Source organism: Acinetobacter sp. BIGb0196 (assembly GCF_011759595.1).
GTDB lineage: Bacteria > Pseudomonadota > Gammaproteobacteria > Pseudomonadales > Moraxellaceae > Acinetobacter > Acinetobacter guillouiae.
The window spans coordinates 1,808,510-1,822,292 of sequence record NZ_JAAOZA010000001.1 but is presented as its reverse complement, the minus strand read 5'-3'; the positions used below and the strand labels follow the sequence as shown (position 1 = coordinate 1,822,292).

Annotated in this window: 17 protein-coding genes; 10 read left to right on the top strand and 7 right to left on the bottom strand. The window is 37.2% G+C overall.

All coding sequences use genetic code 11. The annotated features are described in order from the left end of the window. Positions 1 to 55 precede the first annotated feature (55 nt). From cydP to FHR28_RS08250, 5 genes are read left to right on the top strand one after another with little or no spacing between them, the layout of a single operon-like run. Positions 56 to 247 (top strand): cytochrome oxidase putative small subunit CydP, encoded by a 192-nt coding sequence (gene cydP, locus FHR28_RS08270; RefSeq protein ID WP_004830439.1) that lies wholly within the window; start codon positions 56 to 58, stop codon positions 245 to 247. After that, positions 247 to 1,833 (top strand): cytochrome ubiquinol oxidase subunit I, encoded by a 1,587-nt coding sequence (locus FHR28_RS08265; RefSeq protein ID WP_004719676.1) that lies wholly within the window; start codon positions 247 to 249, stop codon positions 1,831 to 1,833. Before cydP ends, FHR28_RS08265 begins: the two co-directional genes overlap by 1 nt. Continuing rightward, positions 1,830 to 2,975, top strand: a complete 1,146-nt coding sequence (gene cydB, locus FHR28_RS08260; protein WP_004719675.1) for a cytochrome d ubiquinol oxidase subunit II — start codon at positions 1,830 to 1,832, stop codon at positions 2,973 to 2,975. The genes FHR28_RS08265 and cydB overlap by 4 nt, the downstream gene beginning before the upstream one ends. 30 nt (positions 2,976 to 3,005) lie before the next feature. Further along, positions 3,006 to 3,107, top strand: a complete 102-nt coding sequence (gene cydX, locus FHR28_RS08255) for a cytochrome bd-I oxidase subunit CydX (RefSeq protein ID WP_002120988.1) — start codon at positions 3,006 to 3,008, stop codon at positions 3,105 to 3,107. A gap of 3 nt (positions 3,108 to 3,110) precedes the next feature. Beyond that, the gene (locus tag FHR28_RS08250) at positions 3,111 to 3,407 is read left to right on the top strand and encodes a cyd operon YbgE family protein (RefSeq protein ID WP_056511744.1); all 297 of its coding nucleotides are present in this window, start codon (positions 3,111 to 3,113) and stop codon (positions 3,405 to 3,407) included. A gap of 47 nt (positions 3,408 to 3,454) precedes the next feature. On the opposite strand, the gene FHR28_RS08245 is transcribed toward FHR28_RS08250, so the two are convergent. From FHR28_RS08245 to FHR28_RS08235, 3 genes are all read right to left on the bottom strand, one after another. After that, positions 3,455 to 4,003, bottom strand: a complete 549-nt coding sequence (locus tag FHR28_RS08245) for a GNAT family N-acetyltransferase (protein ID WP_166782343.1) — start codon at positions 4,001 to 4,003, stop codon at positions 3,455 to 3,457. Further along, positions 3,993 to 4,379 carry a hypothetical protein gene (locus FHR28_RS08240; protein WP_162242515.1) on the bottom strand — a complete coding sequence of 129 codons (387 nt, stop codon included), beginning with the start codon at positions 4,377 to 4,379 and terminating at the stop codon, positions 3,993 to 3,995. Before FHR28_RS08240 ends, FHR28_RS08245 begins: the two co-directional genes overlap by 11 nt. A 61-nt stretch (positions 4,380 to 4,440) precedes the next feature. Then, on the bottom strand, positions 4,441 to 5,106 hold the full coding sequence (locus FHR28_RS08235) for a DUF2057 domain-containing protein (protein WP_056511748.1): 666 nt from the start codon (positions 5,104 to 5,106) through the stop codon (positions 4,441 to 4,443). Positions 5,107 to 5,666: 560 nt separating this feature from the next. Between FHR28_RS08235 and FHR28_RS08230 the strand changes: the two genes are divergently transcribed. Together FHR28_RS08230 and FHR28_RS08225 are read left to right on the top strand one after the other, a co-directional pair. Next, the gene (locus tag FHR28_RS08230) at positions 5,667 to 6,860 is read left to right on the top strand and encodes a hypothetical protein (RefSeq protein ID WP_166782342.1); all 1,194 of its coding nucleotides are present in this window, start codon (positions 5,667 to 5,669) and stop codon (positions 6,858 to 6,860) included. 128 nt (positions 6,861 to 6,988) lie between these two features. Next, positions 6,989 to 7,252: a hypothetical protein gene (locus FHR28_RS08225; RefSeq protein ID WP_004719666.1), complete on the top strand. Its 264-nt coding sequence runs from the start codon at positions 6,989 to 6,991 to the stop codon at positions 7,250 to 7,252. 137 nt (positions 7,253 to 7,389) lie between these two features. Here FHR28_RS08225 and FHR28_RS08220 read toward each other — a convergent pair whose 3' ends face one another. Beyond that, positions 7,390 to 7,650 carry a DUF6678 family protein gene (locus FHR28_RS08220; RefSeq protein WP_004719665.1) on the bottom strand — a complete coding sequence of 87 codons (261 nt, stop codon included), beginning with the start codon at positions 7,648 to 7,650 and terminating at the stop codon, positions 7,390 to 7,392. A 169-nt stretch (positions 7,651 to 7,819) separates the two neighbouring features. Here FHR28_RS08220 and FHR28_RS08215 point away from each other — a divergent pair, with 169 nt between their 5' ends. The 3 genes from FHR28_RS08215 (at position 7,820) to FHR28_RS08205 (ending at position 10,534) form a co-directional block, all read left to right on the top strand. Further along, positions 7,820 to 8,974, top strand: a complete 1,155-nt coding sequence (locus FHR28_RS08215; RefSeq protein ID WP_004719663.1) for a hypothetical protein — start codon at positions 7,820 to 7,822, stop codon at positions 8,972 to 8,974. 9 nt (positions 8,975 to 8,983) lie between these two features. Continuing rightward, positions 8,984 to 9,850, top strand: coding sequence for a hydroxyethylthiazole kinase (thiM, locus tag FHR28_RS08210; protein WP_166782341.1), 867 nt, complete (start codon positions 8,984 to 8,986; stop codon positions 9,848 to 9,850). Between the two features lie 63 nt (positions 9,851 to 9,913). After that, entirely contained in the window at positions 9,914 to 10,534 is a 621-nt protein-coding gene (locus FHR28_RS08205) for a DUF4240 domain-containing protein (RefSeq protein WP_166782340.1), read from the top strand. Between the two features lie 38 nt (positions 10,535 to 10,572). Here FHR28_RS08205 and FHR28_RS08200 read toward each other — a convergent pair whose 3' ends face one another. The 3 genes from FHR28_RS08200 to FHR28_RS08190 all read right to left on the bottom strand — a co-directional run bounded on the left by FHR28_RS08200 (position 10,573) and on the right by FHR28_RS08190 (position 13,764). Next, positions 10,573 to 10,956: a 5-carboxymethyl-2-hydroxymuconate Delta-isomerase gene (locus tag FHR28_RS08200; protein ID WP_004719658.1), complete on the bottom strand. Its 384-nt coding sequence runs from the start codon at positions 10,954 to 10,956 to the stop codon at positions 10,573 to 10,575. Positions 10,957 to 11,498: 542 nt separating this feature from the next. Next, positions 11,499 to 12,953 carry a SulP family inorganic anion transporter gene (locus tag FHR28_RS08195; RefSeq protein WP_166782339.1) on the bottom strand — a complete coding sequence of 485 codons (1,455 nt, stop codon included), beginning with the start codon at positions 12,951 to 12,953 and terminating at the stop codon, positions 11,499 to 11,501. Between the two features lie 397 nt (positions 12,954 to 13,350). Next, entirely contained in the window at positions 13,351 to 13,764 is a 414-nt protein-coding gene (locus FHR28_RS08190) for a hypothetical protein (RefSeq protein WP_166782338.1), read from the bottom strand. Between the last annotated feature and the right edge of the window lie 19 nt (positions 13,765 to 13,783).

Genomic DNA, 13,783 nt, shown 5'->3' with positions numbered 1-13,783 from the left:
TTCTTGTTGCGTTTTGTTTAATAATATAAGCATATTTAAATAATAGGCTTAACGCATGAGCTTAAAACCTAACGATTTAAACCGGCGGCTTGTCAGGGAAATTGCAATCATATTAATAATTAAGATTGCACTTTTAATGACGATCAAACATATCTGGTTTGATGCGCCGACTATTCCTAAAGATTTTGATAACCAAGTTGCTGAGCGTATTGCTGGCAGTCCTTCCCAAATCAAGGAGACACGTTGATGATTTCTGAAAGCGTGGTCGATCTTTCGCGGTTCCAATTTGCAATGACCGCGATGTATCACTTTATATTTGTACCACTTACTCTAGGTCTGGCTTTTATTCTTGCCATTATGGAAACCACTTATGTGATTTCTGGTAAAGAAATTTATAAAGACATGACCAAATTCTGGGGCAAACTTTTCGGTATTAACTTTGCTTTAGGTGTAACCACTGGTCTGACCATGGAATTCCAGTTCGGTACAAACTGGGCGTACTACTCTCACTATGTGGGTGATATTTTTGGTGCGCCACTTGCCATTGAAGGATTGATGGCATTCTTTCTAGAATCAACTTTTATTGGTTTATTCTTCTTTGGCTGGGATCGCCTTTCAAAAGTTCAACATTTAAGTGTGACGTGGTTAGTTGCGCTGGGTTCGAATTTATCCGCATTATGGATTTTAGTTGCCAATGGTTGGATGCAAAATCCTGTCGGTTCAGAATTTAATTTTGAAACCATGCGTATGGAACTTGTCGACTTTGGTGCTTTGATTTTTAACCCAGTTGCTCAAGTGAAATTTGTTCACACGGTGTCTGCAGGTTATGTCACTGGTGCAATCTTTGTTCTCGCCATTTCAAGTTATTACTTATTGAAAAAACGTGATTTACCATTTGCGCGTCGCTCTTTCGCCATCGCTGCAATCTTTGGTTTAGCGTCTACACTTTCAGTCATCTTATTGGGTGATGAATCTGGTTATGAGCTTGGTGATGTTCAAAAAACCAAGTTGGCTGCAATTGAGTCTGAGTGGGAAACACATCCTGCACCTGCGCCATTTACTTTATTTGGTATTCCAAATCAGGAAGAACAACGTACTGACTATGCCATAAAAATCCCGTATGCGATGGGTATTATTGCCACACGTTCACTCGATAAAGAAGTCACTGGGCTTAAAGATTTGATGGTTCAACATGAGGCCCGTATCCGTAATGGTATGGTGGCATATAGCGAACTTGAAAAACTTCGTGCTGGTGACCGCTCACCTGAACTTATGGCATCGTTCAAAGAAAACCAAAAAGATTTAGGTTATGGCTTACTTCTTAAAAAATATACTGAAAATGTAACAGATGCTTCTGAAGCACATATTCAAGCAGCAACAAAAGATACCATTCCAAATGTAACCGCATTGTTCTTCTCTTTCCGTGCAATGGTCGCTTCTGGTTTCTTAATGCTACTCCTGTTTATTCTTGCAACATTTGCTGTGGCAAAACGCAATGCAGAAAATAAACCATGGTTACTTAAATTTGCATTGTTTGCACTACCTTTACCTTGGATTGCAGCACAAACAGGTTGGTATGTAGCAGAAGGTGGTCGTCAACCGTGGACCATTGGTGAAGTGTTGCCTACACATCTCTCTGCCTCAAGTTTAAGCACTGGCGATGTATGGGGATCAATCATTGCATTAGCCGCGTTCTATACGGTGTTATTGATTATTGAAATGTATTTAATGATCAAATTCTCACGCTTAGGACCAAGCTCTTTACATACAGGTAAATATCACTTCGAGAAACTTGAAGCTCAGCAAGCTCAAACTGGGGAGAATCAATCATGATAGAATATGAACTTCTCAAAATTATCTGGTGGGTTTTAGTCGGTGTTCTACTGATTGGCTTTGCCCTCACAGATGGTTTCGATATGGGCTCAATGGCACTGATGCCATTTGTAGGTAAAACTGATGATGAACGCCGTGCAGCAATCAATACCATTGCACCGCATTGGGAAGGTAACCAAGTTTGGTTCGTGACTGCGGGTGGCGCACTATTTGCTGCTTGGCCTATGGTTTATGCAACGGCTTTTTCCGGTATGTATTGGGCGCTCTTGCTGGTCTTATTTGCACTCTTCCTTAGACCTGTTGGCTTTGACTATCGCTCTAAACTGCAAAATACCCAATGGCGTAATTCTTGGGATTGGGGCTTATGTATCGGTGGTGCTGTACCCGCGCTGGTTTTCGGTGTTGCATTTGGTAATATGTTCTTAGGTGTACCGTTTACTTTAGATGAGACTGTACGTTCGACTTATACAGGTAGCTTCTTTGCCCTGCTTAATCCATTTGCATTGGTTTGCGGTATAGTGAGCTTGTCGATGCTGTGTGCACATGGTGGCGCATGGTTAATGCTGCGTACAGATGGTGTATTACGTCAACGTTCTGCTAAAGCAACGCAATTGATGGGTATACTCTTCTTAGTTACCTTCTTGGGCGTGGGTGCTTGGTTATATTTTGGTGGCATCGAAGGATATACTTTGGTACAACCATTTAATACCAATGCTGTTGCCAATCCGCTTGCGAAAGAAGTATTAACAACAGGTAACCATGGTTGGATGAATAACTATTCAATTTACCCAATCACCATGCTTGCACCTATTTCTGCAATCCTTGGCGCAATCCTGATTATCTTTGGTGCTGGTAAAAACAAAGCTGGCGTGAGCTTTACAGGTTCTACCTTAGCGGTGACTGGATCAATTTTAACTGCTGGTTTTGCACTGTTCCCATTCCTAATGCCATCAAGTATCAACCCAACTGTAAGTTTAACCATGTGGGATGCGGTTTCAAGTAAGAATACATTGACAGTAATGACTGTGGTTGCTTCTATATTTGTGCCAATTATTTTAATCTATACCACATGGTGTTATTACAAAATGTGGGGCGTTATCACCAACAAACATGTTCAAGACAACTCACACAGCCTGTACTAAGGCTGTGTCTAAGCAAATAGGAGAATATTTATGTGGTATTTCGCTTGGATTCTTGGGATCTTGATGGCGTGTTTTGCAGGTGTTTTAAGTGCACTCTATATTGAACATCATCAAGATTTGGATGAGGAATAAACCATGACAGAGATCGCAATGACAACAAAAGAAAGAAAGCCGAATAAGTTTGCAATGGCCATTTCGTTTTTGATGGCATTGCCTCTTGCTGCGGTATTGTTGATTCACCCTGGGGCAATGCTTGATGCCAATGGTCACTATAACCATAGTGCGCTCATGATGGTAATGATTGGTATTTCAGGTGGCTTTATACATGGGGTAGGATTTCTGCCACAGTTTTGGTTATGGAAATGGTTATTTAGTCCCTATGTCGCATGGCCACTCATGCTATGGGGCTATTACACTTGGTTCTTCAGCTAAGTCCTAAATTTGAAAAAATAAGACCCTGATTTATTCAGGGTTTTATTTTAATTGGATGAAACTTTACTGGGCACCCTCTTTCTCATTTCAATTAAATGCAAATCTACAACAGGTATGCCTACATTTGCATTTAAAGGATAATCCGCCACTACACCCGTTTGTACATAGCCACGGCGTTGATAATAAGCAATCAATTCATGACGTACACTTAAAACCCACATAACGAAATGCGTGGAATGACAATGGTTAGATAGGACTTTTTCATGCAGATACTGTTCAGCAAAATCTAAAACATATTTGCCAATACCTTGATTTTGGAATTTAGCTGCAATACAAAATGTGCCGATTTCCACATCATGCTGGATAAAAGTCAGACCAATACATGCGACAATTTGCTCATCTAATTCAGCAACAAATAACTGAAAATTATTCTGAGCCAATGTTTGTTTTAATTGCTTGGCATTTATGCGATCACCTGTGACAATTTGTGACTCACTTGTCCAACTACGACCTTCTTGCTGTCGATAAGCAGAATTAATCAAATCAACTAAATTTGTAATGTCGGATATTCGTGCTGTTCTAAAATTAAGCTGCATACAGTTTGCTTTTTAAAAACTTGAAGATAAATAAGACCAATTCAAAAATGACCAGTGATAAAGCAACCTCCAAGAGAATCAGCAATTCTCCACTTCGACTACCCGAACAATGCATTTGGGCAGTGCCGGCAATACATTTAAAGATTAGCTTATAAAATGAGCTTGACCAGATATATAAAATACCTAAACTAGCAAAGAAAGCCAGAAAATGGAAAATATTAGATTTATTCTGAAAGAGTTGCGCTGTAATACAATAAGCTCGATATGGAATCCAGCTAAAAGCAAATAAGCCAATAGCGGTAAAAATGATCGCTACTGTATAAAGAAAATCATCTGACATCAAAAAACTTTCAAACATTTTTATTCTTTTTTTCAAAAATACACTTTGTTATAACACAAAAAAGACCATCGAAATGGTCTTTTACATGTACTTCAAATTATTGCTCAGCTAACCAAGTCATAAACTTCTGACGTTCCGCCTTGCTTGCATTTTGCCAGATTTGAATCAATTGGCGATCTGCCGAATTGGCATCACTCACGGTTTGAGTAGTCTTAGCAACTGAGGTTGTTGCTGGCGATTGGCTTGTCGTTGTTGCATATACAGCTGCTGGTTGATTTACTGGCGCTTTCTTACTTGAAGTTAAATCAATCACTTTGCCGAATAAACCAGAACCTAACCAAGGCTTCGCTTCAGTATTCACACCAGTCTGTTGCACCACGAGACGGTTTTTATTGTCATAAATCGCAATCGTTGGTTGTTCTGCATATTTTTTTGCATCTTCAAAACGCTGAGGTGGATTTACCAAAGCAATTTTATAAGTTTGACCATCTTTTAAATCTGGCGCTGTCACTGTGACCACACCCGATTTTAAAATGTCGTGTTCACCATTTAAATGTTCAAAATATTGTTGATAACGAACACTTACTGCAACTTGACCAGCATCGACTTTATATTCATTCTTTTTACGGATTAAACCTGAATTCACTTCTTGATCGTTCACCGCCAATACTACAATTTCTTCTGGCGCAGATAAGGTGACTGCTGCAAAAACTGATCCGCTTAGCATTAAAGCTAATGCAGCAACGCCGTATTTAAATGCCATATTGCTCTACTCTTATGTCAAATATATGTAAAATTTATTGCACTATGCAATGTCGTGATGACAGTTTTATGACAATGGCGATTTGTTCTGATTTTTATAATGAAACCATTTTCATTTTACTTGTCACATAATTTTGTCATTTACTGGAAAAACCATTCATCTGCTTGTCCTAAAAGCACATTTTAAATTTATTTTTTCTTATCTATAACTAGGGTCTGTTGACATTTCATAAATGGCTTGCGTTGTAGGTTAAAATTGAGCAGACAAGGCAGGAAATGAAGAGAATAGCGAGACTATTTTCGAGTTTCATAACGTAGGCTGAGATAATTTTAGCCACAACCCTTCGGGACTAGTGTGTTTTTTGCCGCTACGTCGTTACCTTGCGAAACGACGTTTCTCATTATTTAGAATGACTAAATTTCGTATTTCGCGCCTAGTATCACCTAAAAAACACACATAGTCGCAAACATAGACGAATTATCAGCAGACCCTATACCCTTTGAATAGCACACATTCAAAATAAGCATAATTCTAAAAAACAAATTAACAGGATGTTCCTCATGAATAAGAAAACCATATCCAGATTTAAAGCAATATTAACGAGATGTATCATCGGTATTACAGCTGTTTTGGTCGTACCTTATGCCACACAAACAATGGCAGCAACCAGCTATGCCACTCAAGCGAGCCCAGCACAACTCTCAAAACTTGCCTACAATATGAATGCCAATATGGCACAACGCAATCTGAATACGTCTGAAAAAAACCTGTACCAGCAACTTTACAACATAGCCAATAATCAAACCTCTCTATTCGACCCATCCATTACTACCACTATTCAACAGTACGAAAGTATCCGAAGCAAAATTCGCCAGCAATTTTCCACAGTTAGGCAGCTTGCTATAAATACTTATGGCAACCAGTCACAACAAAAAATATTACTTGCGACTAATGCTTTTATTTTAATGTATTACGATGCACTCAGTCGTAACAATCCAAAATTCTTCTGGCCAAATCTGGGTATTTTTGTTGCCAATGATGTCCGTTCTACGTATGCATTAACCTTCTCATTGTCCAATGCTTTAGATCCCCTAAATGTCACCAATGGTCAAAACATCATTATTGCGGGGATGAATGTACCCACATTACAGGCCACCATTGCCCAAGCCAATAATGAATTAATTAATGGACAAGCCAATGTTATGGCAGATATTGGTGGACTCAGTATCATGCATCAACACTATGATGCTTTAGTGTTAGCACAACAACTGACTAGTTATGGACCTACCCTGACTCAAGCGTTTCAATTACAGAAAATCGCGGATGAAGAAGCGCTTAGATCAGGCATTTATTCATCAAAATTTAAAAAGTTGGCTACAGATGCAGCTATCAGCTTTGGTATTCATGAACAGGAAAAAATTCTACAGCCGATGTGGGATAAGCCAATAATGCGTGATTTTGCTAAAATTAATAATTTTATGCTCTCGCTGAGTTTAGAGAATTTAGGCTTACGTGGTGATATCTTTGTGGGCATCAATAAATTTAAATTAATTTTCACCCCCTATCTGATTATACGCGCACCATTCACAGCAACCAATCTGGCCAATGTACAACATCGTATCGCAATTGCACGTAACGGTTTTAATGTGCTAAATGAATGGAAACAAAATATATTCTTCGCACCATGGATTCCAATCTATCAATCACATATTGGTAAGGGTAATGGATTGTACCAACCCGTTGGTGCGCGATAAATCATTAAACACCTCGATGCACAACATTACACTTTTTTCAAAGCGACTACATTTTGAGCACAGTTCTTGCTTGTTTAATGTTGTGTATATCGCACAATAAAAATACTCAACAAAAAATGAGGTGCAACATGATTTTTAAAGACCATATAGTCCGTGTTGAAAACATTAAAACGATGCAAATGCTGGATAAAGCGAAGTTAGATCATCAGGTTATTGCGATGTTTATGACTTGTGAAGGCATTCCTTTAAAAACCAGTGAAGTGACTGCGCTTTTAAAACAATATGAAATGCTAGGACAGCACAAAGTTCCAGCTAAAAAAGCCAAGGCATTGCTTCAGGCTAAAATGGAGCATTTTGAGGATTCTGAATTACCATGCCCTGCTGCTTATTGAGGCAGATAAGCGTTAGGATTATTGTTTAAATCACCTTTTATCGGTAAATAGAATCAATAGATACGTTCTATTTACCGCATTTAAACCATATAAACTGATAAACCATACAATCTTCATTTCCCCAAAGCTCCACATTGTTACTTTTGTAAAGGGATTACGAATATTTGCTTTTCAAAATGATAATGTAAACCAGACTGCGCTATTTTATCCTGCAATAATTCCGAATGGTCAATATGTTTTGACGCAACGAAGCGCCCCATATAACGGTTCTCAATCGGATCAATTTGAATATTTTTAAGTGCTTTGAGCAAGAAAATACCATAATGGCATTCTACGTACAGTCCAGATAAAAAGATTAAAAAATGATCCCATTCCGAAACATCTAAACTTGCACTCAAATGGATTCGCTCGTTGAGATTTAGTCTTTGAATATCATTGAATAATCATACAATGGGTTCAATCATCATTGAATTGTATATTTTATAAAACATTCATTTTAAGCAATCAGCTTTCATCTATATAGATGTGTATAATGAAAAGTCCTTAATAATTTATATATTTATCTCTATGCTTCAAATTCTGCAAAAACAGCTGGATGAAAGTACATTTTGCCCACTTTGTCAGGCAAGTATGTATTATGTTGAAGCTGAAGAATTTGAGAAAGAAGTGAGTTTTCACCAATGTAGCCATTGCAATCATCAAGTTTTTCAAAACAATCAACGCAACTGTCATTGTGAAACATGCCAAAGCAAACGGCGTAAACTGATTAAAGAAACTCGCTTGCAAGAAACTCGTAAGCTAAAGAAAAAAGATAATTTTGAATTAGGTTTAGACCAGCTCAGTTTTTTACATAAATTATTTTTACTGAGTATTTTAGACAATCAGGTGCATGAAAATACCAACCATCAAGAGTTTATTGATTGGGAAGTGATTAAATATCATCCCATTACCCCCAATTACTATTTTCAAAGTCAACTTCTCAATCAACTGATTAAAGACAATGTTTTTGTTGCCAAAGATTTTAGTGATGATGCACACCAATACTATATCAATGTCCGTTTGGATGGTTATTCCGAACCGAGTATGTTTAGTATCGCAACACAACTACGCCATTGGTTCTATGAAAATCTAAGCCAAGGTATCCCATTTAAAACATCCGAAGAAGTCAAAAATGCACTCTATGTTGTGCTGTACCAAGAAATTGTACAGTTTACCCAACATTATTGTCGCACGTGGGGTATCCAGATTTCGGGCAATAAAAACTTCCAAATCTTCTGTTATCACCTACTCGACACATTAGCCGTTGGGCAAATTTTCTATCTCATTCAAACTGCGCTTGAATATTTATATCAAAAAAAGGCGCTACAAGTTCGTAACGAAAACTTTATTAATACCAATATTCTCAAAAAAACAGTGCAACAATATCGAGAACGCGCAATTGCAGAAAAATGGGAAACCTCAACCCTGCCACGTCCACCGAATATTCCATTAAGTAGGATGAGTGAAATACTGTTTTATCGGTTTTTAGGCTACGATGAAGGTATCTTCTTTCAACCTGTGTGGAAATCTTGGAAAAAGATCGAACCACGCTTAAATTTCTATTCGCAAAAGCGCTGTATGTATTGTGGCTCAAACGAATTAACGGTTGAGTATGATGCACAAAATTATGTGACATTATTTTGTCGCAGTTGCAAACACCAAGACCACTACTTTACTCAGTAAGGAGCATTTATGAATCATCCTGAAAATATTACACATTCTCAAACGGATCAACTTCATACCCACACTGATGTCATTTTACAAAAAGTTGTGGATGCTTGGACTGAGTTACAAACTCAACAGCCCTTAGTCCAGTGTATCACCAACAGTGTTGCAGCAAATTATGCCGCCAATGTCTTATTGGCTGCTGGGGCTTCACCTGCAATGATTGATAACCCATTTGAGGCGGAAAGCTTTGCTTCTATTGCTGCGGCATTAAGTATCAATGTGGGAACACCAACCTCTGAACAAATGCAGGCCATGCAAATTTCAGCACAAACTGTAGCAAGTAAAAATACACCGTGGGTGCTCGACCCTGTTGGTTATGGTGCATTTCTCAAATGGCGCAGTGAAATGGTTGATCAATTGGTTTTGCTTAAACCGAATGTTATTCGTGGCAATGCTTCAGAGATCAGTGCACTTGCCGGAAATCAGGTTGAATCGAAAGGTGTAGACAGTACTGTGTCAAGCAATGAAGTGTATTTACAGGCTTTAGCACTTTTAACCCATACCGAATGTGTTGCAATTTCTGGTGAATCTGACTTTATTCTATCTAAAGAATTTAATAGTGTGATTCAGGTCAATGGCGGAAGCTTTTTACAGCCGAAAGTCACGGCAACAGGTTGCGCTTTAGGGGCATTAATTGCAGCTTATAGTGCAGTCACAACAGCCACGATCGCCGCAGTCTCTGCACATATCCATTTTGCGATTGCAGGAAAATTAGCTTTTGAAAAAGCCCAAGCTGTTGGAAGCTTTAATGTCGCATTTTTAGATGAAATATATCAAATGAGTGCAGATAAAATTTGGCAATATGCTGATATAGAAGTCTTAAGTCTCTAAACTAAACAGATAAACTTGCTTTTTAGCATTAAAATTAAGCTTAAACCTATTATGGAATCACTGATGTCATTACGAGAAGAAGAAAAATTATTTTGGGACGCAATAGACCAGTCGAACCACAACAAAAATGCTCACTGGTCTGATTATGATATTGACCAGCATTTACAAGATCTTGTGCAATATTTATCTCAGTTAGATAAACAACAACTGATTTTTTTTGAAAAAACACTTCAGCTCAAACTCTCACAACTCTATAGGGCTGAAATCGCAGAACTCTCGACAATTCTAGAATCTGATTTTACTGAAAAAGATGGTATTTTCAATTTCGATGCCTATTTATCAGATGATGGTTTTATTTATTTTAGATGTTGGTTAATCCTCAAAGGCAAGGAATTCTTTGATGACATACAAGAAGATATTCAAAACTTTTTTAGCGGGAAATATAGTTTTGATATAGGCGACACTTGGGCTGAGGGTCTACTCTATGTTGCTGATGAAGCATATAGCGTCCATCATGAAAATGAAGAAGAGTCTGAGATTCGTGATGCGGTATATTTACAACATCCAGAACATCACTATGATTTTGCGGCGGGCGAGATTGAAAGAGATTTACTCAATGGTGTTGAGTTACAAGCGCGATATCCAAAACTGGTTAAAGCAATATGCGAACTCAGAAATGAATAAGTAAAAGATTGGGGCCTATCTTTTAAGCCCCAAGCTGATTATTTTTGCACGAAAACTTTTTTATAAATTTCTCGTGGCATTTCAGCAAACTCTACACAGAGCTGAATTTCTAAACCCTGTGCAGAATAATCTTCAAATGACTGTAAAAATTGCGATAAATTTTCAGTCATTAAGTCTTTTTGTGGTTCAGTACGACCACTTAGACCTTGTAAACGTACGAAAATAAATGCTTGATTACTCTGCTCGCCACTTTCATCCCCAAAGCCAATCAAATAATCCGAAACTGATTGAATACGGGATTTAATATCATGTGCTTGCCCCACTAAACCTGTATCAAACAGTGCATGATTTAAGCCCAACATCAATTTCTTTTTATCTAAATTCTGAATATTGTCAGAATAATCAATAAACATTTGTGGCATGGTATTAACCGTTTGAAAGTACTGGATATTGATAAGAATTATAGCATTAACATATAAAAAACTGTAAAATTAACGCTAAATTAACATTTTAGCGCTTAGATTTATGAGAACGGTAAAAGAAAAAGCAAGTCGTAGAGGTGTTATTTTTTTTAGCTTACTTTTAGCTCTACAAATTTACTTCCAAATACTAAATTTTCTAAATGATAAGGAATTCGAGATAAATCAAATACTAATCTATATTTCGTTGATTTTAATCTGTAAATATTACTTTAAGTTTGAATCTTTTTTAAAAGCTAGACATTGGGCTTAAGTTAGCATCTTAATTATTTCAAACATTTTATTTTTTTACACTACATTGATTATATTTTTCAGCTGTATCAATATTCCACAAGCTAAAACCATTCTCTCTTGCTTATTTTAGTTTTAGCATTTGTGGCATATATCCCATAAATGAATCTTAGCTAATTCATATTACGAAGCACTTGCATAATTAAGATTATACCGATTTTAGAGACTCTACATAAATATAGAGTCTACTTAATTTAAATTCTGGCATGTGTGCCATACTTATCGATCATAATTGAACTCGCTTCATTTAAACCACGTACTGTGACGTTGATTCCATTCTTACGAAATTTGCTTACAACAGAGTCCAACATCGCAACAGATGTGACATCCCAAATATGGGAGTGAGTCAAATCAATAATGACATCTGAAATTTTCTCATTGAAGTCAAAACTTTGCATAAATTTTTCAGAAGAACTAAAGAAAATCTGACCGCTTAAATCATATAAACGTGCTGAACCTTCAAAAGTAGACTTCACCTGAATATCATCTTCTAATTTAATGGCAAGAAATAGCGCTGAAAGCAAAACGCCACTGAGTACACCTAATGCGAGGTTATGAGTAGCCACGACCACTATGACGGTCACGATCATCACAACATTACTACTTTTAGGATTTGCTTTAAAGCTAGTTAGAGAACGCCATTCAAAGGTACTAATAGAGACCATAATCATTACAGCAACCAATGCAGCCATTGGAATCACTTTGAGCCAGTCACTAATAAATACAACAAGAATAAGAAGAAAAATACCCGCTGAGAATGTTGATAAGCGAGTAGAACCGCCTGATTTCACATTAATCATAGATTGACCGATCATTGCGCAACCCGCCATTCCTCCCATAAAACCAGATGCAATATTCGCGATTCCTTGCCCTTTGCATTCCTGATATTTATCACTTTGTGTATCAGTCATTTCATCCACGATCGTCGCTGTCATCATAGATTCAAGTAAACCAACTGCCGCTAATGCGAATGAATACGGCAAGATAATCTTCAATGTTTCAACATTCAAAGGGATGTCTGGAAGTAAAAATATTGGAAGCGTATCAGGCAAAGCCCCCATATCCCCAACTGTTCGCACATCAAATCCAAGACTCATTGCCAATATCGTAATTGCAATAATACACACAAGCGGAGAAGGCAGTATTTTTCCTAATTTTGGAATGAGCGGAAATAAATAAATGATTACCAAACCTAATGTAACCAAAGCATAAACATGCCACGTCACATTCACAAATTCAGGCAACTGAGCCATCAAAATTAAGATAGCTAAAGCATTCACAAAGCCAATCACTACAGATTTAGAAACAAAACGCATTAACTTCGCTAACTTCAAATAGCCTGCAAATATTTGAATCACACCCGTTAAAATTGTTGCAGCAAGTAAATATTCAAGGCCATGCTCTTTTACTAAAGTGACCATAAGCAATGCCATAGCGCCTGTTGCTGCTGAAATCATTGCTGGACGTCCCCCAACAAACGAAATCACGACGGCAATACAAAATGATGCATATAAACCCACTTTTGGATCTACACCAGCAATAATTGAAAAAGCGATAGCTTCAGGGATGAGTGCAAGCCCCACAACAAGTCCAGCAAGCACATCCCCACGGATGTTAGAGAACCATTGTTCTCGGATATTAGATAACATAAATAGCGCCTATTTTTTTGATTTTTTGATAGGCTAGTGATGTGATATACGACACACAAACGACTACACCACATCACTAGACAGTGATGAGTTATTTACAGATTAGAAGAGGTAAATAAACTTAAGGTGGCGTAAGTGTCATAAAAAAGCGCTGGTTTTGAAGGAAGTTAAAGTGCGAGTATAGCATCCAAATTTACTACACAGCTATACGATGCTGAAATTCACTTTAATTTTAGAATATGAATAGCCATGAGATGAAACATTTCTGGACTAGGGCGCTTTATGGTTCTTTATCTCATTCAAAGCACGACATCTATTGTATTCTATTGATAGACCTTAACAAAATCATCAATAAGCATCTGTGTTAATGCATTCTTTTTCACTTAAAACGATTGAATCATAAGATCTGAGATGCAACAGTAGCATTGATCACCAATTCTAGATTTTCAAAATCATCAAATTGCTCAAACTCAAAATCGATCTTGATTTTCGCAATCACTTTTAGATAACCGTCACGACTTTCAATAAATGCCAATTGGTATAAATCGACAGGATTATGGATACTTTTAATGGTAAAACACCCATTAAATGCATCACATTCATTTTCATCAAAAACCAACGTCAACCCAAGCAAATCTTTTAAAAATGGATATGGTAGCTCCAACCCTTCAAAAGAAATATTTGAATCTATCAATTCATACGCATAATAAAATGGGCACAACTGAAAGCAGAGATTATAACTATTAGAATATTTGCATTTAGACAAAATAGCTAAACGTGGACTTAATAACTTTTTCTCAAATTTAGCCATTAATTCATCACTAAAAACA